At 66.5% G+C, this 25,689-nt stretch carries 16 protein-coding genes and 3 pseudogenes; 7 read left to right on the forward strand and 12 right to left on the reverse strand.

The window, feature by feature from the left end; translation table 11 throughout:
- Positions 1–253: pseudogene (locus JZ791_RS35505) on the reverse strand (YdcF family protein); the annotation flags it as partial.
- Positions 254–433: 180 nt separating this feature from the next.
- On the opposite strand from JZ791_RS35505, the gene JZ791_RS35510 reads away from it, so the two are divergent.
- Together JZ791_RS35510 and JZ791_RS35515 are read left to right on the forward strand one after the other, a co-directional pair.
- Complete coding sequence (locus JZ791_RS35510) at positions 434–1,756, forward strand: UDP-glucose dehydrogenase family protein (RefSeq protein ID WP_216900917.1); 1,323 nt, start codon at positions 434–436, stop codon at positions 1,754–1,756.
- A gap of 143 nt (positions 1,757–1,899) precedes the next feature.
- Entirely contained in the window at positions 1,900–3,327 is a 1,428-nt protein-coding gene (locus tag JZ791_RS35515; RefSeq protein WP_216900919.1) for a DUF7159 family protein, read from the forward strand.
- Between the two features lie 796 nt (positions 3,328–4,123).
- On the opposite strand, the pseudogene JZ791_RS45540 reads toward JZ791_RS35515, so the two are convergent.
- The 4 genes and pseudogenes from JZ791_RS45540 to JZ791_RS35535 all read right to left on the reverse strand — a co-directional run.
- Positions 4,124–5,389 (reverse strand): annotated as a pseudogene (locus JZ791_RS45540) (YibE/F family protein); the annotation flags it as partial.
- A 351-nt stretch (positions 5,390–5,740) separates the two neighbouring features.
- A complete protein-coding gene (locus tag JZ791_RS35525; RefSeq protein WP_216900923.1) occupies positions 5,741–6,997 on the reverse strand; it encodes a pyridoxal phosphate-dependent aminotransferase in 1,257 nt (418 codons plus the stop codon).
- Positions 6,998–7,092: 95 nt separating this feature from the next.
- Positions 7,093–9,489 carry an ATP-binding protein gene (locus JZ791_RS35530; RefSeq protein ID WP_216900925.1) on the reverse strand — a complete coding sequence of 799 codons (2,397 nt, stop codon included), beginning with the start codon at positions 9,487–9,489 and terminating at the stop codon, positions 7,093–7,095.
- Positions 9,490–9,602: 113 nt separating this feature from the next.
- A complete protein-coding gene (locus JZ791_RS35535) occupies positions 9,603–9,860 on the reverse strand; it encodes a DUF397 domain-containing protein (RefSeq protein ID WP_216900927.1) in 258 nt (85 codons plus the stop codon).
- Positions 9,861–10,519: 659 nt separating this feature from the next.
- On the opposite strand from JZ791_RS35535, the gene JZ791_RS35540 reads away from it, so the two are divergent.
- Complete coding sequence (locus JZ791_RS35540) at positions 10,520–11,749, forward strand: helix-turn-helix domain-containing protein (protein ID WP_216900928.1); 1,230 nt, start codon at positions 10,520–10,522, stop codon at positions 11,747–11,749.
- Positions 11,750–11,810: 61 nt separating this feature from the next.
- Here the strand turns inward: JZ791_RS35540 and JZ791_RS35545 are convergent, their stop codons facing one another.
- Positions 11,811–12,680, reverse strand: coding sequence for an HAD family hydrolase (locus JZ791_RS35545; protein WP_216900930.1), 870 nt, complete (start codon positions 12,678–12,680; stop codon positions 11,811–11,813).
- A gap of 190 nt (positions 12,681–12,870) precedes the next feature.
- Entirely contained in the window at positions 12,871–14,217 is a 1,347-nt protein-coding gene (locus tag JZ791_RS35550; RefSeq protein ID WP_216900933.1) for a helix-turn-helix domain-containing protein, read from the reverse strand.
- A gap of 306 nt (positions 14,218–14,523) precedes the next feature.
- On the opposite strand from JZ791_RS35550, the gene JZ791_RS35555 reads away from it, so the two are divergent.
- Complete coding sequence (locus JZ791_RS35555) at positions 14,524–14,970, forward strand: hypothetical protein (RefSeq protein ID WP_216900935.1); 447 nt, start codon at positions 14,524–14,526, stop codon at positions 14,968–14,970.
- Positions 14,971–15,094: 124 nt separating this feature from the next.
- Positions 15,095–15,877: an RNA ligase family protein gene (locus JZ791_RS35560; protein ID WP_216900937.1), complete on the forward strand. Its 783-nt coding sequence runs from the start codon at positions 15,095–15,097 to the stop codon at positions 15,875–15,877.
- A gap of 155 nt (positions 15,878–16,032) precedes the next feature.
- Here JZ791_RS35560 and JZ791_RS35565 read toward each other — a convergent pair whose 3' ends face one another.
- On the reverse strand, positions 16,033–19,266 hold the full coding sequence (locus JZ791_RS35565; RefSeq protein ID WP_216900939.1) for a (Fe-S)-binding protein: 3,234 nt from the start codon (positions 19,264–19,266) through the stop codon (positions 16,033–16,035).
- 520 nt (positions 19,267–19,786) lie between these two features.
- Here JZ791_RS35565 and JZ791_RS35570 point away from each other — a divergent pair.
- Positions 19,787–20,554, forward strand: coding sequence for a DUF8020 domain-containing protein (locus JZ791_RS35570; protein ID WP_216900941.1), 768 nt, complete (start codon positions 19,787–19,789; stop codon positions 20,552–20,554).
- Between the two features lie 126 nt (positions 20,555–20,680).
- Positions 20,681–21,403: a DUF8020 domain-containing protein gene (locus JZ791_RS35575; protein ID WP_254206881.1), complete on the forward strand. Its 723-nt coding sequence runs from the start codon at positions 20,681–20,683 to the stop codon at positions 21,401–21,403.
- 5 nt (positions 21,404–21,408) lie between these two features.
- Here the strand turns inward: JZ791_RS35575 and JZ791_RS35580 are convergent, their stop codons facing one another.
- The 4 genes and pseudogenes from JZ791_RS35580 to JZ791_RS35595 form a co-directional block, all read right to left on the reverse strand.
- Entirely contained in the window at positions 21,409–22,269 is an 861-nt protein-coding gene (locus JZ791_RS35580; protein ID WP_216900943.1) for an NRDE family protein, read from the reverse strand.
- 228 nt (positions 22,270–22,497) lie between these two features.
- Positions 22,498–23,847: a S1 family peptidase gene (locus tag JZ791_RS35585; RefSeq protein ID WP_216900945.1), complete on the reverse strand. Its 1,350-nt coding sequence runs from the start codon at positions 23,845–23,847 to the stop codon at positions 22,498–22,500.
- A gap of 111 nt (positions 23,848–23,958) precedes the next feature.
- The gene (locus JZ791_RS35590; protein WP_216900947.1) at positions 23,959–25,329 is read right to left on the reverse strand and encodes a S1 family peptidase; all 1,371 of its coding nucleotides are present in this window, start codon (positions 25,327–25,329) and stop codon (positions 23,959–23,961) included.
- Between the two features lie 137 nt (positions 25,330–25,466).
- A pseudogene (locus JZ791_RS35595) lies at positions 25,467–25,689 on the reverse strand (hypothetical protein); the annotation flags it as partial.

The following is a 25,689-nucleotide window of genomic DNA, read 5'->3' on the forward strand; positions in this document are numbered from 1 at the left end:
GGCTGTACTCGTACGGATCCGAGAACACCACCAGCGGCGCGTACCCCTCCCTGGCCAGCCGCAACCCCATCTCCTCCCGCCCGTCGTGCGCCCCGCCGAGCACGAGGATGGCGTCGGCTCGCACCGGCGCATCGACCCGCGGCCGCACGTACACCGGCCACAACGTCGCTACCACGGCGGCGACGACGACAAGAACGGCGATACCCGCGAGTCCGCCTTTGCGCCACCGCCTCTTCGCCGCAGCACCTGTCACGACCCCACCTCGTCGGTATCCGGATCGGCTCGGGATCCGGCGCGGTTCACTTCGGTCACAAGAGTACGGGGCCTGGGCACATGCGCCGATGGTAGCCAGCCGCTGGATGTACACCTGATGTTGCCCGGAGTCTTGCCTCGGAGATGCGGCACGGTCATAGCAGACACTTACCAATGGGTTATGCGTCTCACGGTTTTCGGGACTGGTTATCTGGGGGCCACGCACGCCGCGTGTATGGCCGAGCTCGGGCACGATGTTGTCGGGGTCGATGTCGATCCTGGCAAGGTCGCCAAGTTGTCCGACGGGGTGACGCCGTTCTTCGAACCCGGGCTCGAACCGGTGCTGCGCCGCAATCTGGATGCGGGGAGGTTGCGCTTCACCACCTCGTATCCCGAGGCGGCCGCGCACGCCGACGTGCACTTCCTGGGCGTCGGCACCCCGCAGAAGAAGGGGGAGTACGCCGCGGACCTGAAATACGTGCACGCCGTGGTCGATTCGCTCGCCCCGCTGCTGGAGCGTCCCTCGGTGATCATCGGCAAATCCACCGTTCCGGTCGGCACCGCGCGGGATCTGGGCGTCCGGGCCCGGGCGGCGGCGTCGGTGGACGTGGAGGTGGCGTGGAATCCGGAATTCCTGCGCGAGGGCTTCGCGGTGAAGGACACGTTGCGGCCGGACCGGCTGGTGCTGGGCGTGGACGGCGCCCGCGAGCGGGCCGACTGGGTGGCCGAGCAGGTCCGCGAGATCTACGCCGAGCTGCTGGCCGCCGAGATACCGTTCCTGCTGACCGATCTGGCCACCGCGGAATTGGTGAAGGTATCCGCGAATGCCTTTCTGGCGACCAAGATCTCGTTCATCAACGCGGTTTCGGAGGTGTGCGAGGCGACCGGCGCCGACGTCACCGTGCTGGCCGACGCGCTGGGCTACGACGCCCGCATCGGCCGCCGATTCCTCAACGCGGGCCTGGGATTCGGCGGTGGCTGCCTGCCCAAGGACATCCGCGCGTTCATGGCCCGCTCGGGCGAACTGGGCGCCGACCACGCGGTGGCCTTCCTGCGCGAGGTCGACAACATCAACATGCGCCGCCGGACCAAGGTCGTGGACATGGCCGCACGCGCGGTCGGCGGATCGCTGCTGGGGGCGAACGTGGCCGTGCTGGGCGCGGCGTTCAAGCCGGAATCCGACGATGTGCGCGATTCTCCCGCGCTCAACGTGGCCGGGATGATCCAGCTGCACGGCGCGGTGGTGACGGTCTACGACCCCAAGGCAGTGGACAATTCGCGCCGGGTGTTCCCGACGCTCAACTACGCCACCTCCGTCGCCGAGGCCTGTGATCGCGCCGACGTGGTGCTGGTGCTGACCGAATGGGACGAGTTCACCGCGCTGGGTCCGGAAGACCTGAATCCGGTGGTCCGCACCCGCTCGATCATCGACGGCCGCAACTGTCTCGAACGCGCCAGATGGCGCCGGGGCGGGTGGGTGTACGCGGGGCTCGGCACGCCGTAGGGTGTCGGTGGGACCTGCGGCGGTACAGTGGCCCGCACCCGGACATCAGGCCGTGACACGTGTGCATCGACTGGCACGGTGTGTGGCTGCGGTGAGTAGCACTCGCGCGTATGTCGCGGAGTGTGAGACGAGATGGGCGGCTGATGAGTTCGGTACTGGGAATTTCGGTGGGGGCGGGTGCGATTCGCGTCGCACGTCCGCACGCCGGTAATTCCGCCGAGCATTTCGCCGCCGACCATTTCGATCTGCAGACCACCGCGGTGGGTGAGCAGCGCGTGGAGGATGTCGTCGGCGACGCGATCGGCGCCGCGCTCACCCCCGACGTCGCCGCCACCACGATCGCCTACCGCAACGATTCGCACGCCCATGCGGTGCGCGCGGCCTTGGCGCGCCGCCAGATCACCAATTACGAACTCGTGCCCGAGGCGTCCGCGGCGGTGGAATTCCTGCAGGCCTGCGGTGAGCTGCGGGGCAAGACCACCATCGCGCTCTACGACCTGGGCAGCGCGGGCCTGTCGGTCAGCGTCGTGGACGTCGCCACCCGCAAGGTACATTACAGCGAGCGGACCAGCGATATCGGCGGCGACTACCTGGATCTGCTGATCCGCGAACAGCAGATAGCCTCCGGTCGCATCGCCCACCCCTCCGATCCGCAGGGCCTGGCCGTGCTCGATCAGCTGTGCCGTTCGGCCAAGGAGCAGCTGACCACGAGCACCGCGGTCGCGTTGCCCTCGGAGTACGGGCTGGTGCTGCTGACGCAGGAGAATCTGGACGCGCTGATCATGCTGGGCATCGAATCCTCGGCCCGGATGACCCGCGATGTGATCATGCGCTCGGAGCGGGCCGTGCAGGCGGTCGTCGCGATCGGCGGCTGTGCGCGGATCCCGTTGGTGGCCACCGTGACGGAACGCTGGATCGGTGTGCCGGTGGTGGTTCCCGCGCAGCCCGAAACCGTGGTCGCGCGCGGTGCGGCGCTGCTGGCCCGGCCGTCCCGGTCGAACGCGCCGACGCCGGTGTCCCTTGACGCCAAGACCGAGGTGCTGCCGACGATCCAGCCGGACGGATCCGTCGCGCGGCGCCGCCGCCGGCGCGCGTCCGCGGGCGTCCGCTCCCGGTTGGGTGCGGGCGGCAAGAGTGGCGGGCGGCATTCGCGCAGGTCCTCCGATGCGCTGGAACCGGCGGAGGCCGGCGGGCGGGAGCTGGCATTCGGGAGCAGGCGTGAACTGAGCGTCGCGGGCGTCGCGGTCGGCGCACTGGTCGTGGTGGCCGCGCTGGGCCTGGCCCTGGGCTGGGGTCCGCAAGTGCTGCAGGGTGATTCGCAGAGCACCAAGGCCACCCCGACGACCGCGCCGCGGACCGTGTCCTCCCCGGTCGTGCCGGTCCCGACGCTCACCACCCCGCCCGTCGACTCGACCAACGCCTCGGTTCCCGCCCCGCCGCCCTATCAGCGTCACACCGTGGCGAAGCCCTCCGCGCCGCAGGGCCCGAACACCATCGTCGTCGTCCCGGGTCTTCCGGGGATCGTGGTGCCGACCTTGCCTCCGCTGCTGCCGGGGTTCCCGGCGAGGTAGCCGCGGTCATCCCGGTGTGTGACCGCGGCCCCTATTCGTCGTAGTCGTTGTCCGGCCGGTCTCTGCGGTACCTGCGCCCGGAGGTATTGGTGGGATCGTCGGGACGGGGTGAGCGGCGGGGGCCCTCGTTGCGGTACTGCCGCTGGGTGGGCTCCTCATATCCGGCGCCGGAGTTGTCCCGACCGTACGGGTCCGGATAGTCCGCCCCCGCGTGACGACCCGGACGGGGTTGCCCGGCCCAGCGGTCCTCGAAGGCGTCGCCGGTATCCGGCGCGGGGGGTCCGCCGGTGAGGCGGCTGGGCGGATCGGCGGAATGACGGCTCGGCGGAGCCTGGGAGAACCACTCGGCGCCCGGGTTCCCGCCGGTGTCCTGTCCCCGGGGGCCGAAGCCGCCGGTGACGGCGGGCCCGGTGTCCGGCCGGCGACTCGGGGGCCGGGGGTCGGCGGGCTCCGGTGATCCCGCGGACCGGTGGCCCGGTGGGATCTGATCGAGCAACCGATTTCGGCGCGGTGGTTCGGCGGCGGTCCGGGTGACGGGTGGGTCGGTCGGACGACGACGCCCGCCCGTCTGCCGGTCCGCGGATCCATGCCCCTCCCGGTCCGGAGGTCTACCCTGACCGGGTCGGCGCGGCCGGTACTCCCGCTGCGAGAGACTGTTCAGATAATCGTCGTCCGCGTCGTCGTCCGGAGCTTCCGGATTGTCCCTGGGCTGCCGATGCTTGTCCGTTGTCCGCCGCTGGGCGCCCGTACCGGGTGCGCGACGCGAATGCCGCTCTGACGCACCGGCCTCGGCAGGCCGGGCCCGGCGCCGCACCGGCGCGGGTTCCGGCTCCGAGCGCAGTGAGAACGGCCGCGCGAGCAGCACCGCGATCGCGGTGGTCAGCGGTACCGACAGCGCCAGGCAGATGCCGCCGACGGCCGACCGCGCGATCTCGATGGCCACCGCGTCGGAGGTGATCACATCGGTCAGCGGACGCCCGGCCACCGAGAACAGCAGCAGCAGCGGCAGCGCCCCGCCGGCGTAGGCCAGCACCAGCGTGTACACCGTACTGGCGATATGGTCCCGGCCCACGCGCATGGCGGAGCCGAAAACCTCGCGGCGCGTGGCCTTCTCGTCGATCGCCGCGAGTTCGAACGCCGCCGAGGCCTGGGTGATGGTGACGTCGTTGAGCACACCGAGCGAGCCGATGATGAACCCCGCCAGCAGCAGCCCGGTGATGCTGACATGCTGCACGTAGGTCTGGACGTTGGTGTTGTCCTCCTGGGACAGGCCGGTGACGTGCGTGATCTTCAACGCCGCCCAGGACAGCGCGGTCGCCAGCAGCATCGCGCTGAGCGTGCCCAGCAGCGCGGAACTGGTGCGCAGATTCACCCCGTGCGCCAGGTACAGCACCGCGTACAGGATCAGCGCCCCCGCGACCACGGCCACCGGCAGCGCCGGTTTGCCCTCGAGCAGGGCGGGCAGCATGAACTCCACCAGTACCGCGAAGGCGAACACCAGCCCGAGCACCGCCCGCAGTCCGCGCCATCGCGCCACCACGGTGACCACCACCACGAAGATCCCCACGAGCAGCAGCAGCGGAAAGCCGCGCGAAAAATCCTCGAACGAATAGGCTGGCTGACCCGACGGGTCGTTCTGCACCTCCATCCGGATGTGGTCGCCGGTGCGTAACGAGGGTTGTCCCGGTCCGGGAGCGATCTCGAGCAGGGTGTGTTTGCCCTTGGCCGGCCCGGATTCGATGGAGACCAGGCTGCGCGCGCAGGAATAGGTGTTGTTGGGCGGCGGCTGGGGGGTGTCGTCGAAGGTCTTGCCGTTGGACGGGCTGCCGCAGGGGCCGGTGTCCTGCATGGTCACGGTCCCGGCCTGGGTTTGCACCGCGCCGCCGCCGCCGTTCTGCATCGGCAGTGGGATATCGATGTGCTGGTGACTCGGCCACAGCAGCACCGCACCGATCACGACGAGCACGCCGAAGCCGGTCAGCAGCCCGACGACGACGCGTGCCGCGGTGGCGCCGATCGCGATCGGACCGGAGTGATCGTGGTGATGGTGGTGGTCGGTCACCGGGCCGAGCTTAGGTGATTTCGCCTGCGAGAACCCTGGCAGCGAAACATATTCGCGCAGGCCGGAAATCGAAAGTTATTTCGAGGCAACCGAATACGCGCAGAAGCCGATTCCGGAAAAGTTAGAGGGGGCGGCGGAGAGCAGGGGGATGTCTCCGCCGCCCGCGGGATCCAGCGACCCAGGGGGGTAGGCGGCTGAATCCAGGGCCGAGCGAACCCAGGGGGGTAGGCGGCTCGGCCGGGGCACTTTCGGTGCCAAAAACCACTGTACACAAACCGGCGATCTTTGCGCTAGTTAAGTCTTCAAAAACCTCAATTTTCGTACTTATGGTTTGTTTCACGGCGTGGCGGGTCACTGCCGGTAGCTGGCCAGGAAGTTGCCGAAGCGCTCGATCGCCACCGCCAGATCGCGCGCCCACGGCAGCGTCACGATCCGCAGGTGGTCGTGGTGCGGCCAGTTGAAACCGGTGCCCTGCACCATCAGGATCTTCTCCTGCAGCAGCAGGTCCAGCACCAGTTTCGCGTCGTCGCGGATCTCGTGCACCTCGGGATCGAGCCGCGGGAACGCGTACAGCGCCCCCTTGGGCTGCACGCAGGAAACCCCCGGAATCTCGTTCAGCTTCTGCCACGCCACGTCCCGCTGCTCCAGCAGTCGCCCGCCCGGCAGAATAAGATCCTCGATGCTCTGGTGACCGCCCAGGGCCACCTGGATCGCGTGCTGCGCGGGCACATTCGGGCACAGCCGGGTGGAGGCCAGCAGGTCGACGCCCTCCAGGAAGCCCTCCGCATGCTCCTTCGGGCCGGTGATCACCAACCAGCCGGAGCGGTACCCGGCCACCCGGTAGGCCTTGGACAGGCCGTTGAAGGTCAAACACAGCAGGTCGGGCGCCAGCGTCGCCAGCGAGATGTGCTTGGCGTCGTCGTACAGGATCTTGTCGTAGATCTCATCGGCCAGCAGCAGCAACTGATGCTTGCGGGCCAGATCCGCCAGCTGCTGGAGCACCTCGGCCGAATAGACCGCGCCGGTCGGGTTGTTCGGGTTGATCACCAGCAACGCCTTGGTCCGGTCGGTGATCTTGGATTCGATATCGGCGATATCGGGTTGCCAGCCGTTGGACTCGTCGCAGAGATAATGCACGGGCGTGCCGCCGGCCAGACTGGTCATCGCGGTCCACAGCGGATAGTCCGGGGCCGGGATCAGCACCTCGTCGCCGTTGTTCAGCAGCGCCTGCATGGTCATGGTGATCAGTTCGGAGACGCCGTTGCCCAGGTAGACGTCGTCGACGTCGAACTCCGGGAACCCGGTCACCAGCTCGTAGCGGGTCACGATCGCGCGGCGCGCGGACAGGATGCCCTTGGATTCGGAATAGCCCTGCGCGACCGGCAGCGCCGCGATCATGTCGCGCATGATCACATCGGGCGCGTCGAAACCGAACGGCGCCGGATTGCCGATATTGAGCTTCAAAATCCGATGCCCCTCGGACTCCAGCCGCGCCGCATGCGCGTGTACCGGCCCCCGGATCTCGTACAGAACATTCTGGAGCTTGGTCGACTGCTCCAGGGCACGCGGGCGCTGAGGTGACTGGCTGGTAGGACTCACCCGTCCCATGGTGCCACCCGCCAGCAACCGAATTTCACAGCGGTCGCACGTCACGGCCGACTACCAGGGCCAGACCGCGGCGATGAGAAGTGCACGTATCTCGACTATGTGTCCGGATCGTGAACCGCGCGGGCTAGCTGCTGTCGTAGCTCTATGGCGCGCAGGTCGTTGTATGCCGGAATCAGGTTCAATGCTTCGGTGCGGAAGTGGCGGGCTTGGTTGTTTTCGCCGATGCTGTCGAGTGCGTCGGCAAGGTGGGTCAACGCGAGTGCGTGGTTCCAGTTGTCGCGCAGGTCGTGGTGAATGGTTGCGGCTTGGCGGTGGAACTTCCTCGCTTCGTCCGGCATGTTGAGCATTTGGTAAGCAAGGCCGGTCGTGTCCAAGGCTTGTGCTTCACGGTTGCGGGTGCCGGTGCGGCGGTGGATAGAGGCGGCGTGAGCGAGGGCTTCGAGTGCTTGGCCTGGTCGATCGGCGGCCAAGAGGATACGGCCATGTTCGTTTTCGAGGTACCCCTCCATCAGCAGGTCCGTTCCTCTGATGATGGTGAGGGCTTGGGCGATCGCGTCTTCTGCCTCGGCTGTGCGCCCGCGTTCGCGGTGGATTGCCGCCTGGTTGTGGAGCCATTCAGCCCGTGTGTCAGGAGGGTAGTCCTGCGGCATGCAGGCGAATGCCTCCGTGATTCGAGCGTCAGCCTGCTCGAGATCTCCTGCATCGCAATATGTTTCAGCCAGGTTGCCCAGTGCCGCGACCGCCCAGAAAGGGTCTTGCGCCTGGCGAGCGCTGGTCAATACCTGCTCGAAGACCTCGCGTGCCGCATCGAACTGGCGGGTGCGTATCAGAGCCAGGCCCAGAGGATTGCGCCGGAGCATATCGGTCCGCGGGTCGGTGTTTTCGATCAGCAGTGCCCGACGGTGGCAATCCACCGCCGTATCGAGTTGCTGGGCTAGTCGGTGATTGATTCCCAGTCCGACCAGCGCGGCAATCTGACCGACCGGGTCGCCGGCGCGCTGGGCAGCGGCCAGAGCTTGCTCGCCGAGTACCGACCAGTCATCGACCGGATGACGCACGGTGTATGGGCGGCGCAGCAGCGTGAGCGTCTGCCAAGCGAGTGTATCCAAGCCCCCAGCCATAGCTGAGCGGGCAGAGGCGATCAGGTTGTCGGTCTCGGCATCGATCCATGTCATGGCGAATGCTGGGTCGGAAAAGTCTTGCGGTGCTGTCGGTGGGCTACTGCTGGGCGTCAGGTTCAGATCGCCTCCCAGGTTCAACACGGCGGTCGCGGCGTGCAGAGTGTGCAGGTACCAGGTGCAGACACGCTGAAGTGCCGCTTGGCGGTGCGCCGCATCCTCGTGCTGGGCTGCCTGGTCGCTTGCATAGGCGCGCAGCAGATCGTGGAACTGGTAGCGGTCGGGACCGGTCTGCTCGATCACGTACGCCCCATACAGCACGTCCAACAGCCGCCGGGCCTCGGTCACGGACTGGTCGGCAAGCGCCGCGACAGCCTGAGTGCTGAACTCGGACCCAGGATGTACTCCGAGCAACCTGAACAGGCGTGCCGGGGCTGTGGGCAGCGCCCGGTAGGACCATGCGAAGACTGTGCGAACCCCGTCGGCTTCTTCGGCGTCCTCGGAGGACAGCGCGTCCCACAGTGAGGATTCGTCGCGGAGATCCTGGATCAGCGAGGCTAGTGGCATGTGGGGGCGGGCGGCGGCGCGCTCGGCCGCGATGCGCAGTGCGAGAGGCAGTCGGCCACACAACCGGGCCAGCTCTGCGATTTGTTCTTCCTGATCGGGCATGCGATAGCCGGCCGCGGTGGTCCGCACCAGGGCGATGGCCTCGGGCTCCGGGAGCACAGTCAGCACGACCCGTTGCGCCCCGTCCCGGGCGACCAGCCCGGACAGGCGGCTACGCGAGCTGACCAGTACCAAGCAGTCCTCGGAACCGGGCAACAGCGGTCGTACCTGGCCGACTGTTGCCGCGTTGTCCAGCACCACGAGCACCCGGCGCTCGGCCAGTAGCGAGCGGTACATGCCAGCGCGCGCCTCCAACTCTGCTGGCATCGCTCCGGGCATCACACCAAGGGCGGCCAAGAACCGCTCGAGTGCGGCCATCGGGTGCACCGGATCGCCCGGGTCGTAGCCGCGCAAGCTGACATACAACTGGCCACCGGGAAAGAGAGCGCGATGTTGATGCGCCCAGTGCAGAATCAATGCGGTCTTGCCCACCCCGGCCGTGCCCGCGATCACCACGACCGACGCGCCGCTATCCGGTGCCAGAGTTGCGTCGAGTTGCTCGAGTTCATCGACGCGGTCGATGAACCCACGCACGTTCCCCGGGAGCTGTTGAGGTATCAGGTATGGCCGCTCGGTCGTGGGGTGAAAGTGGATGCCGCCGCGAATATCCCGCGCCTGTACTACTTCACCAGCACTACCTGACAAGCGCGACAAGGTTGTTCCGTGTGTGCTTGGATCCTTCTCGTCGCCCGGCCCCGAGGTCCGCACCACATCACGATACCGCGATCCGCAGAGTGTCGTAGAGCACTCGGCCACAGCGGCGGCACGGGCAAAAGAGGGTCAGCACATCGGTCGTGTGCAACTGCACGTCCACTGCTCGACTATTCACCTATGGGGAAGGTGAACTCACCATGGAAGACCCCCAGTTCGAACGCCTCCCACTCACTTCGGTTGAACACCAGCACCGGCCCTTGCAGGTCTTTGCTGTCGCGCACCCGCGCTTCGCCGTTCGCGAAACGCACCTGCACGCAACCGCCACTGCCAGCACCGCTGAAGCTGCTCTTGAACCAACCTCGCCGATTGCTCGCCGTCCGGCCCTCGACAGGTTTCGGGCTGTGACGATCTTCTTGCGAAAACATGATGATCAGCTCTTTCTGAAAGATAGTAATTGAATCGATTTCGGAGATGGCTGCGCCACTCGGGGGCTATCGTGCAGAAATGGCACGTGGCGGATACCCGGTGTGCCATACTGCATCCGTGCGGCAAGGCGCGACGGCGAAACGCTGTGGCCAGAATGGCGAACGCTCATGAATAGTGCAAAAGTGGCGGTCGCACTATATGTATGTGTACCGTATAGCCTGAACTTCAGAGCAGTCCACCGCTCTTCGGCACCGGCGGCTCAGTGTCGCAGGGTTACTTTAAGTTGAATTTTCTTATCCTTTACTCAATGGATAGCCAGTGCATGCAGAATGCGTCTGTCGAGCCTCGGCGCGCGCGAAGCCGGGAGGTTCGTAACTCTGGGACGCACTACGCCGGTTCGTACTGAGGTTTGTTGCAGATATGCCCACCAAGAGCCGTAGTTTTTGGTTTTACATCCATTGCCCCCTCGATCGAATGTAACGCCCGGGCGATCTGATGTACGGCAAACTTGCCTATACCTACCGTGACCATATCGCAATCTCGAAGATTAAGATCAATAGGGCGATCTCTCGTGTACTTCATGATGGTGGCGAATCATTGAGCCCTACACCGTCAAGTAGTTGACGATTTCGCGGGAATATTTCCATAGACTTGACATGTGGGTACAAGCATCAGCACCGCGACATCCGTCGGTGCTCGGATACAGAGGGCACGGCGATCGAAGAAGATGAGCCAGGCCGCCCTCGCCGGTCTCGTCGAGCGATCCGAGTCGTGGATGCGGGGAGTCGAAGCCGGCCGGATCAATCTGGACAAGCACTCGGTGATCGACCGCTTGTCCGCCGTTCTGGAGGTCGAAGTGTCATGGCTGTTGGGGCAGCCATTCGACATGAGTCAGGGAACCGGACACGATGCGGTACCGGCACTACGCACCGCGCTCAGGCGTACCAGCCTCAGCTTGTCCGGACACCGCGGGTTGCGTTCCGCAGCCCCGCAGTCTTCGCTGACCGACTTGCGCGCCGATGTCGACCGGATCACGAGGCGCCGTCAGGCTGCGAATCTGCTCGAGGTGATGCGACAGCTACCTGATCTGACCGAATCGCTGAACACCGCGATTCTGATGGCGTCGGGTATCGAGCGAGACGTTGTCAGCGGGCTGGTGGTCGAAACATCCCATGTCGCTCGTACGATCCTCAACCAACTCGGGTACCACGATCTGGCGTGGACAGCCGTTGAGAATTCGGCCGCAGCCGCTGCCCGATTGGGAGCGCCTCTGATGGTGGCTTGGTCGGCGTGGGACCGCTGTGGAGTCCTCCTGCACACAGAGTCCGTCGGCGAGGCGTTCACCGTCGCCGAGACTGCGTTGACCGAACTGGAAGAGATCATGAAAGAACCGACCCCACAGGTGCTCTCGCTCTGGGGTGCGCTGAACCTCCGCTGTGCGGTGGCCTCGGCCCGCCGAAACGACGCGGTATCAGCGTGGGCGTTTCTGGCCGAAGCCGAACTGGCTGCGGACCGTCTCGGAGCGGATCGCAATGATTTCCAGACCGTGTTCGGTCCCACCAACTGTGATATCCATGCGGTTGAGATAGCCGTCGCGCTGGATCGGCCAGATATCGCGCTGAAGCGACACGCCAGCATCAACCTGGCTGGGTTACAGTCGAAAGAACGTCATACGCGGCATCACATCGAAGTCGCCCACGCATACTGTCGACTCAAGCATGATGCCGCCGCTGTCGACCAACTCAAACACGCTGCCAGCCTCGCACCAGAGTATGTCTACAACCATCATACGGTGCGCGACCTGATCATAGAGCTGCACGGTCGGGCCCAGCCCAGCGCGATCGACGCTGGGCTCGGCGTTTTCGAACGCGCGATGCGACTGCAATGAGACTTTCGCCTGGTGAACTCAGCCGCGATCTACTCGAGTCGGCGTGATAGTCGCGAGGCGATCATGCGCCCATCGAATCTGACATCCTGTTCGGCGCACCGATGGCATTCGTAACGATATGGAGCCGACGCTGCTGGGGATCAGTCAAAGCGGGAACGAGCAAGGTGGGCATTCCGACGTCAATTGCCACGCCATCACGAGAGGGCCGATCTCCGACCATCAGAGTTTCCTCGGCGCGAGTCCCGAGCAGGTCGAGCGCGAGACGAAATATGGCAGGGTCAGGTTTCTGGATACCGTGTTCATTAGAGAGCACGAATGTGTCGATGGAGTCCAGTAGCTGCGCTCGAGCGAAGACAGGGCGTATGTCGAAATGTATGTTGCTGATAACACCGATCTTGCACCCCTTCTCTATGACAGAGGTCAGGGTAGCCGCCGCATCGACAGCGAACACGTTATAGGTCGGATCGGAATCCACAGCGAAAAGCGCATCAGCGAGTTCGTCGTCAAGCCCTGCATCCGCGAACACCGTGTAGTAGGTCTCGCGATGTCTGTCGGCGCTGATATTGCCTCGAGGCGATTGGAGGCGATTGGGCTGACCAGCTGCTTTCCGAATATCCTGCAGCAGGGCTGCAACAGCGTGATCGTCATGCTCGCGGTCGGCGCGACGCAGCGCCTCACGGGCCCAACCGTCAGGTGTGAGCTCGGAGACAAGGGTGCCGCGCCAGTCGAAAACGACCGCTCGGATTGGGCATGGACTGGGACCGTTGGTTGTCGGCATAAGCGTGAAGGCTATAGGGCGGGCGTTGACAGCGAAGCTCGAGTGGAGGTGATGTCGATTTTTGGCCGAAGCGCCTGCCTGGTATGGGTGGGTTGCTGCAAATCTTCCGCATAAGGACTCGACGTCCGGGTCGATCTCTAGATATTCCAGCATGAGAGTTACGTTTTGTTGCCCATAGCTATTTCCACCGGTAAAGGAGTTTTGAGCCGTAAGTCTGGTGTCCTCCTCAGTGGTAGGTGACCAAGTCGTGATAGTGCGCCTTGGGATCGCCCGACCGCAGAAACGCCGCCATGGCGGCAAGGGCTCGGGGCTTTGGTGGCGAGGAAGGCGTGGGTGATAATGGTCAGGGCGTGGGATCGACCAGGATCATGCCTCGTGTGGCGGTCGCTCCACAGAACTCCTCGATCTGTTCGTCCAAGCGGCGGGCCTCGATCGCGGCGTGGAACCGGGGCTGAGCGATATGGTGCCGCAGCCCGGTCAGCCGCTCCTCGAGCTGTGAGATCCGCTTGTCCTCCGCTAGTTCGAGCACCGGCCGCACCGATTCGGCGGCGCCGTCGAGGCTGCCGTTGATCAGATGCGCGGCCGCGTTGTCCACGCGGGCCAGCGATTCGGCGCCATAGGAACGCAGCTCTTGTGGGCCGTTAGCGTAGAGATCGATGGCGCGTTCGGTCGCTGCCAGCGCTGGCTCGGCCTGTCCGAGATGGATGAAGGTCGCGCCGGCGTAATACTGGCTCTTGGGTTCGCCGAAGCCGAAGACGCCGCCGACCTCGTCGTGCAGGGCATCGGTGACGGTGCCGACGCGGGCGGCCTCGGCGGCCTGGATACAGCGTTCGGTATCCGCTGGCGAGCCAAGCTTGGACCATATGCGGGCTTCGATATTGTGCAGCCGCACCTTCGCGGTCGTCGAATGCGCGTACTGCTGACCGCTCTGAGCCAGCAAGATCGCCCGCCGCGGCCGCTCGGACCAGTATTCGATCAGTGCTTGCATGCCTCGAGTCCAGGCGCGTAATCCGTTGTGCCCGCATAATTCCGCGTATGCCCAGGCGGCTCTGGCCTGTTCGCCCGCGGCGTCGTGGTAGCCCAGGTCGGTGCTGGCGTTGGCCAGTAGTCCCGACAGGGTTCCGGCCAGCAGGTACAGATGTGCTGTGTCCGTGGGTCTTTGGTGACCCTCCAGGAGGCGGTACACCCGTCGTCGCACGCGCAGCATCTCTACCATCATCGGTACCGGCGGTATGTGGACGTAGTCGTTGGCGATGCGGGTGATATCGGCGTCGAGTTGTTCGAGCGTCGCCGCGCCGACATTGGTGGACTCGGCTCGTCCGGCATGGTCGCTGGCTTCGTGGGCGGCCGCCATGATCAGATCCCTCTCCGAAATCGCTGCTAACGCATCACCTCTCATCGCACCGACGTCAACGAGTGCCAAAAGTTCCGCGTCGCTCGAATACTGGGTGCGCGTGGAGTGCTCTGGCTGCTCCGCGTGCGCGTCGAATTCAGGTGCGGGGCGATCGATCAGGGGTTGATCGATCATGGCCGCGAACCTGGCCCGCACGACATCGTCGGACCTGGCGAGAGATGTGTCCAGAGCGGCCTGGTTGACCGGGCGCGGATGTACCCGCGTGCCCCCGGCCTCCCATTTCGAGACCAAGCGTTCATGCACGCCCAGATGGGCGGCAAACTCCCGGATACTCATCCGCCGGGCATCGCGGAGGGCACGGGCTTCCTTCCCTGACCACTGCCGGACCACGATGTCATCCCTTCCGCACGAACTTCCTACACCAGAGTACGAGTGAGTAGTGACCACGGCCACAGCCGAAATACAGCTGATATCAGCGAAATACCAGCGCGCCGAGGAGAGGCAGCGAAAGGGCAGCGCAAGGTTGGTGAGTGGACGTTATATCGACGCGCGATCCGCGCGAAGCTGGGCTCACCCACTCCGCCGGCTCCGCAAGTCCCGGCGGCTTACCGTCGCCCTTGAGAGGATCGAGGGGGTTTCGCCGTGAACGTCGAAAAGCTCAGGACCGTCGAGGATTGGGTCGCGTTGTACCGGCACGAGTTCGCGCTGCCGGTGGTCGAGCGCGGTGGATTCGTGATGCTACCGATCACCGGTCGCATCGGTGTCGTGCATCTGCCCGTCGTCCGGGCCGAGCGGGTGCGCGGCTCGCTGACCGACCGTGGTCTGTCCGTGCCGATGCTGGCCCGGCAGATCCGCTGGAGCCTGGTGGTGACGCCCGACGACCGTCTCGGTCCGGAGGCGATGGACGTGCTCGACCGCCTCGACATCGGCATACCCACGATCGGCAGTGCGATCATGCTGCCGACCGGCCTCGGGCGCTGGACCCGGGAGGGCTGTCACTGGATCGTCCCGCCCGAACGCGACCAGAAGCTCCCACCCCTGTCGGTGGTCCTCACGACAGCGCTGGCGGTGGGCGGCGGCGAGGATTGACCGCAGACGGTCCTCGCCGCCTCATCCGGATCCGCCCCAATTCCGCAGTCGACGGGGCGGATCCGGATTCCACCCGCGGGATAAACCGTTGGACACAGTCGTTGCCGATCCGCACGATTTATCTATGAGCTTCGATGTGCGGGCGGCCGACCTGGATGCGATCAACAGCGCGACCAAGTACCCGTCCATCCAGACCTACCACCAGCTCGGCGAGCGCGGATCGCTGACCGAGACCGTCACCGAATTCTCCGGATCCGTCATCGGCACCGAGAAGGTCGACGGCACGAACGCGCGGGTCATCAGCCTGCCCGACGGCAGTTGGCTGCTGGGCAGCCGGGAGGAGCTGCTGTATGCCAAGGGCGATCTGATCGGCAATCCCGCGCAGGGCATCATGGCCGGATTGCGGACCTTCGCCGAATCGCTGACGCCGGTGGACGACGTTGTGCGCGTGCACTATCTGGAGTTCTACGGCGGTAAGGTCACCGCGGCGAGCAAGCAGTACACCGGCGACCGCGCGGTCGGGCATCGCCTGTTCGACATGGTGGTACTGCGGGATTATCGAGCGACGCTGGACAAGTCGCCGGCCGAGCTGTCGTCCTGGCGGGAATCGGGCGGCCAGCCGTTCGTGCCCGAGCCCGAACTGGCCGAGGCCGCCGCCCGCGACGGCGTCGAGCTCACGCCCCGGTTGTTCGTCCTGGACGCGGCCGAACTGCCCCGCGAGATCGCTTCGACGCGTGAGTTTCTCGCCGAGCGGATGCCGCGGACCCGCTGCGCCCTGGACGAGGGGGCCGCGGGCCAACCGGAGGGGATCGTGGTGCGCACGCCGGATCGCTCGATCATCGCCAAGGCGCGCTTCGAGGACTACGACCGGACCCTGCGGCGGCGCGGCAAGCCGGGCTCGCGCTGAAAGTCGGTCCACGGCCGCGGCGAAACCACAAGTCGCGCGGTGGCCGTCGCGCGCGGCGCGAACCGGCGAGTATGTGTCCGAGACGCGAGGATTCGATACGACGAGGGGTGTGCCGCCGATGAACGGCGACACACCCCTCGGATCGTGCTGAGCGGTCAGCTCTTGCGACCGGGCGCCTTTGCTCCGGACCTGAAGCCGAGGCCGCCCGGCTTGGCGGCCGGCGGCTCCGAGGTTCCGTCGCCGTTGGACTCGGTGGGCTCGGGCTCCGCAGCCGCCGGGGCAGCCTCGGTCGCCGGGGCGGCCGAAGCGGTTTCTGCCGCCGGTGCTTGCGGCTCGGCGGTGGTATCCGGTGTCGCCGCGGCGGCCTCGGCGGCCGGCTTCGCCGCGCCGGGCGCCTTCGCACCGGGACGCTTGAAGCCGGACTTCATGGCCAGTCCCTTCGCGGCGACGGTCGGCTTGGCCTCGGATCCGGCCTGCGCCGCATCCGACGCGGGGTCGCTCGCGGATTCCGCGGCCGGTGCCGTCGCTGATTCCGTTGTGGTCGCGGCGGGTTCGGCCGAGGGCGCCGCAGGGGCAGCCTTGGCGCCGGGCGCCTTCGCCGCGCCCTTCATCGCGAGCCCCTTGGCGCCGGGCGCCTTGGCCGCGCCCTTCATCGACAGGCCGCCGGGCTTGGCCGCCGGTGCGGCGGGCGCCTCGGCCGCCGCCTCATCGGCCGGAGCCGCCTCGGTCGAAGCCGCTTCGGCCGGAGTCGCCGGTGTGGCCGACGCCGGAGTCGCCTTGGCGCCGGGCGCTTTCGCCGCGCCCTTCATGGCCAGTCCCTTACCGCCCGGCGCTTTCGCGCCGCCCTTCATGCCCAGACCCTTCGCCGGGGCGGGGGCCGTCGTCTCGGCGGCCGGGGCCGATTCGGTTGCGGTCGAATCCGATTCGGCCGGGGCAGGGGCCTTGGCGCCGGGCGCTTTGGCCGCGCCCTTCATGGACAGGCCGCCGCCCGGCGCCTTTCCGCCGCCCTTCAGTGCCAGTCCCTTGGCGGGGGCGGGCGTGGCCGTCGCCGATTCGGCTGCGGCGGCCGGGGCCGCCGGTTCGGGTGTGGCGGCCGGTTCGGGCGTGGAAACCGGTTCGGGCTCGGCCTTCTTCGGCTCCTGGACCACGGTCAGGTTCTGCGACAGGGTCGCGGGTTCCACGCGGTCTATCGAGTTCAGCATCAGCTGCGCGACGTCGACGACCTCCACGGCCTGACCGACCTCGCCGGAATCCTTGCGCGCGGTCACGCCGTCGGTGAGCATCACGCGGCAGAAGGGGCAGCCGGTGGCGATCATCGACGGCGTGTTGCCGCCGTCCAGGGTGGACAGCGCCTCGTCGACGCGGTCGATATTGATGCGCTTGCCGAGTTGCTCCTCCATCCACATGCGCGCACCGCCCGCGCCGCAGCACATGGATCGTTCGCCGTGGCGCGGCATTTCGGTCAGCGTCGCGCCCGCGCCCGCCATCAGCTCGCGCGGCGCGTTGTAGACCTTGTTGTGCCGCCCCAGATAGCAGGGGTCGTGGTAGGTGACCTTTTCGGTGACGGGCGAGACCGGGATCAGCTGCTTCTGGCGCACGAGGCGGTTGAGCAACTGGGTGTGGTGCACGACCTCGTACACCCCGCCGATCTGCGGGTACTCGTTGTTCAGCGCGTTGAAGCAGTGCGCACAGGTGACGACGATCTTCTTGCGCGACTTCTCGACGCCCTCGAACACCGAGTTCAGCACCTCGATGTTCTGCATCGCCAACTGCTGGAACAGGAATTCGTTACCCGCGCGCCGCGCCGAATCGCCGGTGCAGGTCTCTTCCTGACCCAGCACCATGAATTTCACACCCGCGGTGGCGAGCAGTTCGGCGACCGCCTTGGTGGTCTTCTTCGCGCGGTCCTCGTAGGCGCCGGCGCAACCCACCCAGAACAGGTATTCGTAACCCTCGAAAGTTTCGGCATCCTGACCGAATACCGGAATGTCGAAGTCCAGCTCGGATATCCAGTTGAGCCGGTCCTTGGCGTTCTGGCCCCAGGGGTTGCCCTTGTTCTCCAGATTCTTGAACAGGCCCGCCAGCTCGGACGGGAACTCCGATTCGATCAGCACCTGATAGCGGCGCATATCGATGATGTGGTCGACATGCTCGATATCCACCGGGCACTGCTCGACGCACGCACCACAGGTGGTGCAGCTCCACAGCACCTCGGGATCGATGATTCCGTTGACATCCTCGCCGCCGACCAGCGGACGCTCGGCCTCGGTGCGGGCCGCCTCGGAAATCTTCGCCAGCGCCGGCTCATCGGCCTTACCCTCGGCGTCGACCAGGCCGATCTCGTCCCCGCCCATGTCTTTTCGGCCACCGGCCAGCAGGTACGGAGCCTTCGCCTGGCCGTGGTCGCGCAGCGACATGATCAACAGCTTGGGCGACAGCGGCTTACCGGTATTCCATGCCGGGCACTGCGATTGGCAGCGGCCGCATTCGGTGCAGGTGGTGAAGTCCAGCCAGCCCTTCCAGGAGAAGTCCTCCACGTTGCCGACACCGAGGGTGTCGTTGTCGGGGTCGATGTTCTCCATATCGAGCAGTGCGCGACCCTTGGAGGTCATCGGCTTGGCCGCGCCCAGGGCGACGCCGCCGTCGTCCTCGCGCTTGAAGTAGATGTTGAAGAACGCCGCGAACCGGTGCCAGGCGATGCCCCAGTTGATATTGCGGCCGACCAGCAGCAGGAAGGCGCTGCCGGACACCATCTTGATGAAGGCGAACACCGAGACCAGCCCGACGCTGGCGGGCAGCAGCTTGGCCACCTCCATGGTGAAGAAGTCGGTCCACGCTGTGGATTCGTGGTACGTGGCGATCTTCCCGGCCTTCACCAGCACCATGCCCAGACCCTCGACCAGCACGATGGCCTCGATGATGTAGGCCGGGCCGAACTGCGAGCCGGAGAATCGCGACAGTCGCGCGGGCACCCGCGGATGGTTGAGCTGGCGGATGCCCATCAGCACCAGGATGCCGACCACGGTGGCGATGCCCAGCACCTCGTCCATGAAGTGGTAGATATGCCAGTTGCCGAAGATCGGCCAGTGGAACGTGGGATCGAAGACCTGCCCGTACGCCTCGAAGTACAGGATGAATCCGGCGAGGAAGCCGACCATCACCAACCAGTGCGCCCAGCCGACGGTGCGGAACTTGCTCATGCGGGTGTGCGCGATGAATTCGACCAGCATGGTTGTGAATCGGGGCAGGAACGGCCGCCAGCGATCGGGTGCGGACTGGCCGATCCGGATGGCGCGCACCATCGTTACGACGCCGCCCGCGAATGACGCCCAAGCCACAAGGCTGAACGCCACCCCGATCGTGCCCAGCGTCACTGTCAGGGCATTCATGTCGCGACCTTCCTTCGGTTCAACGAACATTGGGGCGGTTGGGCTGCAACCGCCTCGGTTCCACGCATACTAACTGCCGGTAAGTTACTCAAGGGTAACTTATGCGGCGAGGGCTTCCCGGCAGGTGCGCCGCGCCCCAGCTTGTCGGGGCTTGTCCGGCGCCGGATGTGACCGGGTTCACGGCAATGCGACACATTCTTCGAGTACAAAGGCTCGGCCAAATGGGAAATACGGGCTATTCGGATACTCGGGGTGGGTGCACTAGTCCCGTTGCCGGGAAATGGATCTCGCGCCTGGGGAGCTATTCGATTAGGCTCACGACGTCCTGCATTTGCTGTGCGTTTATCGAACACCGCTCGGGGAGGGTTTCCGCAGGCCGGTACGGTTCCGCGGAGGTCACTCGGATCCGGTCGGCCTCGAGGGAAGCGTGGGCTCTCGCGGTCGAGAGGCGCACGGCTACCAGTACCTGATGATGATTGGAAACCGAATGAAACTCCGCAGCGCTACTGCGGGTGCCGCGATGGTTGTCGGCACGATGACCGTCGCGCTGGGTACCGCCCACGCTGATCCGGCCCAGACACCGGCCAAGGCCGACATGATCGACTACTCGGTCCAGCATGTGAACAACAATGTGGTGGCCACCTTGAAGGGGGGGACCTTCAAACTGGTGAACAAGCCGGGCCTGGCCCCCAAGGACAAGCCGCAGCAGTTCGCCGACGTCCTCGACCCCGCCGGCAATATCGCTATGGAGATGCCGCTGGACTACCGCATCTCCGGCGTGCCGATCCCGGTGCAGCCGGTGCTGAAGAACAACGGCAGGGTCCTGCAGTTGACGCCGCAGAAGCCCCAGGGCGTCGACATCAGCAAGCAGACCGTCGTCGCCCAGGCCGCGGCGCCGATCGGTCAGCAGAACCAGAAGGTCGCGACCCCGGCCCAGCCGGTCAAGCAGAAGATCATCGCACAGCCGATCGCCTCGCCGACGGAGGACAGCGCCGCGATGAACAATTTCGCGACGGAGTTCGGCTTGGCCACCGGCATCGGCAGTTTCGTGGGCTTGGCCATCGGGGCGGTCGTCGGCTGCATCTTCGGCCTGCCACTGCTCGGCGTCGGCTGCCTGGCCGGAATTCCGATCGGCGCGACCCTCGGTGGCGTGATCGGCACCATCGCATTCGGTGGTCCGGCCCTGATCGCCGCGGGCGTCGACCTGATGAACACACTGCAGGCCAAGCCCGGCTCCACCAAGTGGGCGGAGACTGCCACCCCGGTTCCCCCGAAGCCGAAGCACTGATCGCGAGAGCATACGCATCGACCCGCCCTCGCTCCTGGAGGGTGGGTCGAATGCTGTCTGTGTCCGCCCCCTTGTGGGCCGTTCCGCTATGATCACGCCGAAACTGATGATGGATTGGAATACCTAATGACGTTCCGCAGAGGCTCTGCGGCGGCGGCAGTGGTCATCGGCGCGATGACCGTTGCCCTGGGGACCGCCCATGCCGATCCTGCACCTGCTCGACCGCAGGTCGACTACACCACCAGAGTGGCCGACAAGACCGTGATCACCAGGCTCGCGGGCGGTACATTCCAGTTGGTCGACAAGCCCGGGGCGAACCCGCAGGACAAGCGGCAGGTCGTGGACGTCAAGGATCGCGCCGGGAATATCGCGATGGAGATGCCGCTGGACTTCCGGATCTCCGGCGTGCGGATCCCCGTCACCCCGGTGCTGCGCGAAAACGGTCGCGAACTGGACCTGACCCCGACCCGCCCGGCCGGGGTCGACCTGAGCAAACCGGTCGCGCCCAGGCTCGTGGACGCCACGGTCGGCGGTAAGCCGCTGCGGGCCCAGCCGATCGCCTCGCCGGTCGAGAATCAGCGGGCCTTCAGGGACTTCGCGACCAAAGCCGGACTCGCGTTCGCGGTCGGCGGCGCGATCGGCACGCTGATCGGCGCGGCCATCGGCTGCGTGGTCGCCATCTTCATCCTGTGCGTGCCGGGCCTGATCGTCGGCGCGATCGGCGGCGGTGTGCTGGGCACCATGGCGGCCGGCGGCCCGTCGCTGACTTCCTCGGCCATCGACCTGGGGAACACCGTGCGGGCGCCCAACGGCACCACACAGTGGGCCGGACCGGACAGCGCGCGCTGAGGAGTTCAGGAGGGCAGGCGCAGTCGGCCGGTGAGTGATACCTCGCCGGCCCGCCGCCCGAGCTGTGTGAACGAGCGCTCGGCGATCTCGTAGCCGCCGTCTTCCCGCACCAGAAGGACTGTGCTGCATCGGGTTCCATGCAGGGTGCTCGCGATGAACCGCGCGGACAGCGCGCGCTCGTCGGCCAGTGTTCGGCCCGTCGAGGGCAGTTCGTCGTCGGGGGCGATCGTGCGGTCGGCGAGGACCGCGAAATAGCCGTCGACATCGCGTGGATCGGCCGCGATCACCGCGCCGAGCCCGCGCAGGCCCTCGCGTACCTTCGGCCAGGGCGCCGCTCCGGTGTCCGTGTGAATGATGGCGTCGCCCACCGCGTTCGCCGAGCCGAGCAGGGCTCCGTTGGACAGCCCGTGCAGGCCGGGGGGTAGTTCCACCGGGGTCAGCGCGCTGCGATTGCTGTGCCACCACAGCGTTTCCAGATCCGACACGAGCAGGTTGTAGCCGTTGTAGTCGTCCGGTGCGGCCGCGGTGGCGCGCACGAACTTCTCCGGTCCTGCCACGCCGCGCAGGAAGTCCATCAGCAGAGCGCCGCGCGAGCGCGCGCCGGCGCGATTCTCCTGCGGCGCACGCACATTCGTCACCGTCGCGAAGCGATGCTCATCGCGGGCCACGCCAAGCCATGTCCCCGGCATCGAGGTCGGCGCCCTGCCCGTGGCCGTGGCGCCGAGATCCCGGCCCGCCAGCAGACCGCGCACCTCGGGCCACCAGCGCATGGATTCGGTCGCACGGGTGTAGTACTCATCCCTGTTCGCCGCCACGATCAGGCGATATTCCGGATGTACCCGCCATCCCAGCAGAACCAGACACATACCCCCAGCATGCCGGACAACTGAGGGTAGCGGAACGGCCGCTCAGCCGCCTCTGCGCCGCCTCACAACGACAAATTACCCACATCCTGCTCGCTGTCAACGTGACAACTGAATTCGCACGATGTGGGTAACTTGCCGGGTACCGGCGAACTTGCCCACCGACTCACCGGTGGCCGCCGCCGGTACCCGAGTGGCACACGAGTCTGGCCTGAGGCGCGGAGAGGCGGGCTAGTTGGTGCGCAACCGCAGGCCCGGGTTGTCGTTCAGGATCGCCCGCACCGGCTGGGCGAACAGCTGGGGAGCGTTACCGGTGACCGCGCCGATCAGGTTCGGGATTTCGCAGATCGGGTAGTCGGCCACGGACGAGGCGCTGGACACGCCGATCGCCCTGGTGCCGGAGATGATCGGGCCGCCGCTGTCGCCGGGCAGGGCACAGATGTTGGCCGCGAAGGAGTGCTCCAGGTTGTGATCGCCGACCTGGACCTCCTGATCGACCGCGCTCACCGTGCCGCAGCTGAACCCGCTGCGCGTACCCGATTTGCACACCGGGGCGCCCACGACCGGATCCGCCACACCGGTGATCACCACGGGCGCACGGCCGGGCACACGGACCAGGTTGTTGCTGAAGCGATTGCGGGCGTCGGGGTTGATCGAGACGATCGAGTAGTCCTCGGCGCCGAGCACCGACTTCTGGAACACGCCCAGCTTGGCGCCCAGGGCGTTGCCCGGCAGCACCTCGTACATGTCCGGCGCGCCCGCGGTGCCGGCGGCGGGGATGTTGGGGTCGCAGTGACCGGCGGTGATGTTGACCACCTGGCCGCGCCCGTCGACGCCGTTGAATCCGGACGAGCAGATCAGCTGTGTGTTGCCCGCCGTCGAGGCGTACGCGTCGCCCGCGGCGATCGGGGCCTGGTTCGCCACGCCGGCGACCTTCTTGTCGACGTCGTGGACGGCGCCCTGCTCCGGCCCGGCCGGCACGGCGGCGACGAACACCTTCGAGGGGTCGATGAATCCGGGCATCGGCAGGCCGGATTTGTTCACCCGCACCGCGAGCACGTTGTCGACGGTATCGATCACCGCGCCCTGCACGGACTGCGATACCGACTTCGGCTGGCCCGTGAGCCACTGCTGGAACGCGTTCTGCTCGCCGCGCAGCTCGGTCTCGCTCTTGGCGACCTCTTTGACCTGGTACCCGGCGGTCGTGGCGGCCTTGCGGGCCGCGTCGTGGCCCTCACCCGGGGCCAGCGCGATCACGCCCTTACCGCTGCGGTCCAGCCACGCGCCGCCGAACGACTGCGGATACTGCCGCTGCGCGGTGGTCGCGAACGTGCCCACCTGCTGGGCCGCATCGGCCCGGCGCAGGTACTCCTGGGGAGAGATCTTCAGATCTCGCTGCACCGCGGCGACCAGCTGGGGCGGCAGGCTCGGCGCGGGGGCGGGGGCCGGATCCGCGGATGCCGTCGCCGCCATCGGGCCTAGGACCAGCATCGCCGCGGAGGCAGCGACTGCGACGTTGCGGAGACGGGTACGCGGACTGCGTGCGGCGCCGCACGACGATTGGATGCGTGGCAGGAGCATGTGCCGACTATATGGGGTTCGCACTGGTTCGCCTACTCAACTGGTCGTTTATTTCGCTACATGATCACTCGCACCGATTCGATCGGTGCGAAATGTGTCGAGATCTCGTATTTATCCGCGGTTCGGGCGAATCCGCACCGCGACACCCGAACCCAGCCCACCGCCGGAACCGGCGTTGATGTCGGACAGGATCGGCCGGATCGGAATGCCCAGGGAGGCGGTGCCGCCGTCCTGCGCGAGGTCGATGTTGGCGTCCCGGCAGTCCGGTGCGTCGGCCGCGTTGGAGCCGCTGGTGATGCCGAGGGCCAGTGTCCCGGTCACGATCGCGCCGCCACTGTCGCCGCCCAGGGTGCACGCCGAACTGGCGAATCCGTGCACCGTCTTGGACTGTCCCTCGGCGGTGAACAGCTGGGTCTCGACCTGGTCCGCCACGACGAAACCGCAAGTGAAGGTGGAGGACTGGCCCGATTTGCAGATCGGCGCGCCGGTCACCGGATCGGCGGTGCCGGTGATGGTGAGCGTGGTGCTGTTGGCGCCGCGCACCGAGGGCTGGTCCATGCCCGCCTTCACCGCGCGGTCGGTCAGCTTGATCACCGAATAGTCCAGGCCGCTCTTGTCGCCCACGTGGGCCTCGACGAACGAGCCCGCCTGCGGGCTGGCCTTCAGATTCTTCGGATTCGGCACCCACACACCGGCCCGCTGATCGGCGCTGTCCAGATTCGGATCACAGTGTCCGGCACTGATGTTGAGCGCGTTGCCGTGCGCGTCGACGCTGTTGAATCCGAACGAGCACACGTCGACTGTCTTCAACGCGGAGTTGTCCAGCGCGGTCGGTGCGCTGATGTAGGTGTCGCCCGCCATCGGCCGGTACTCGATCGGGCCGCCGCCGTTGGGTGCGAGCACCACCTTCACGTTGGCGATCAGCGTCGGCAGGTTCAGCAGATGTCCGGCAGCGGTATTGGCGACGGTCAGCACGAGCTGGCTGTTGAGTACATCGATGGCGACGGAGTTGATCGCCGAGGAGAGTTGGTGCGGCAGCGTGCCGATCCACTGGGTCAGCTGCGCCAGCGATCCCTGGAGGTTGTCGGCCGAGATCGGCGCCAACCGGGTCTGATAGCCGTCGGCGGCGACGATGCGGGCGGCCGACAGGGAGGTGACCGCCATGACGGGTTTGCCGTCCGTGTTCATCCAGGCGCCCGCGAATTCCTTCGGGCGCTGTGCGTGGAATGCGCTGGCGTACCGGCGCAGTCGCTGGGCGGAGGCGGCGCGGGCGAGATACTCCGCCGGGGTCATCTTCAGATCGCGCTGCACGGCCTGCGCGAGCGCCGGCGGCAGCTGATCGGCGGTGAGCTGGACCGGATCCGGCGTCGGGCCGGCGTTCGCGGGAACGGTGACGGATAAGGGAATCAGGAACAGGGTCGAGGCGAATGCGACGGTGGAAGCTCTGACCGTCGCGCGACGACGGCCGGTCAACTTGCGCATGAAGTCCCTTCGTAGTGCACCCGGGTGCCATGAGATCCGGGGCCGAAACCCGTTCAGCGCCCCACTTTAAGGCACGAACGCACGAAATTCGCCATGAACCGATTACTGAGCCCGCCCGCCTCTCCGGGCTCCGTCGGCTAGTAGTCCCCCTGGGTACCGGCCGACGGATAACCGAGGTCGGGGTACATCGGCACGGTGGGCGGGCCGTAGGGCGACAGGGTGTTCGGGGCGAAGGGATCCACGGTGAACGGCTGGTACGGCGACCGATGCGTGGTGGGGTAGGGGTACCAGTACGGATCGGTCGTGCTCGGCGTGGTCGTCGGTGTGGTGGTGGGGGGCGCGGTCGGCGCGGGTGTGGTG

Source organism: Nocardia alni, from assembly GCF_019038435.1.
Lineage (GTDB): Bacteria > Actinomycetota > Actinomycetes > Mycobacteriales > Mycobacteriaceae > Nocardia > Nocardia alni.

Excerpts from the sequence above, each read along its gene's own strand:
- JZ791_RS35510 (WP_216900917.1), top strand. The coding sequence starts at position 434 with ATGCGTCTCACGGTTTTCGGGACTGGTTATCTGGGGGCCACGCACGCC.
- JZ791_RS35515 (WP_216900919.1), top strand. The coding sequence starts at position 1,900 with ATGAGTTCGGTACTGGGAATTTCGGTGGGGGCGGGTGCGATTCGCGTC.
- JZ791_RS35525 (WP_216900923.1), bottom strand. The coding sequence starts at position 6,997 with ATGGGACGGGTGAGTCCTACCAGCCAGTCACCTCAGCGCCCGCGTGCC.
- JZ791_RS35535 (WP_216900927.1), bottom strand. The coding sequence starts at position 9,860 with ATGTTTTCGCAAGAAGATCGTCACAGCCCGAAACCTGTCGAGGGCCGG.
- JZ791_RS35545 (WP_216900930.1), bottom strand. The coding sequence starts at position 12,680 with ATGCTGGAATATCTAGAGATCGACCCGGACGTCGAGTCCTTATGCGGA.
- JZ791_RS35550 (WP_216900933.1), bottom strand. The coding sequence starts at position 14,217 with ATGAGTATCCGGGAGTTTGCCGCCCATCTGGGCGTGCATGAACGCTTG.
- JZ791_RS35560 (WP_216900937.1), top strand. The coding sequence starts at position 15,095 with ATGAGCTTCGATGTGCGGGCGGCCGACCTGGATGCGATCAACAGCGCG.
- JZ791_RS35565 (WP_216900939.1), bottom strand. The coding sequence starts at position 19,266 with ATGAATGCCCTGACAGTGACGCTGGGCACGATCGGGGTGGCGTTCAGC.
- JZ791_RS35570 (WP_216900941.1), top strand. The coding sequence starts at position 19,787 with ATGGTTGTCGGCACGATGACCGTCGCGCTGGGTACCGCCCACGCTGAT.
- JZ791_RS35575 (WP_254206881.1), top strand. The coding sequence starts at position 20,681 with ATGACGTTCCGCAGAGGCTCTGCGGCGGCGGCAGTGGTCATCGGCGCG.
- JZ791_RS35580 (WP_216900943.1), bottom strand. The coding sequence starts at position 22,269 with ATGTGTCTGGTTCTGCTGGGATGGCGGGTACATCCGGAATATCGCCTG.
- JZ791_RS35585 (WP_216900945.1), bottom strand. The coding sequence starts at position 23,847 with ATGCTCCTGCCACGCATCCAATCGTCGTGCGGCGCCGCACGCAGTCCG.
- JZ791_RS35590 (WP_216900947.1), bottom strand. The coding sequence starts at position 25,329 with ATGCGCAAGTTGACCGGCCGTCGTCGCGCGACGGTCAGAGCTTCCACC.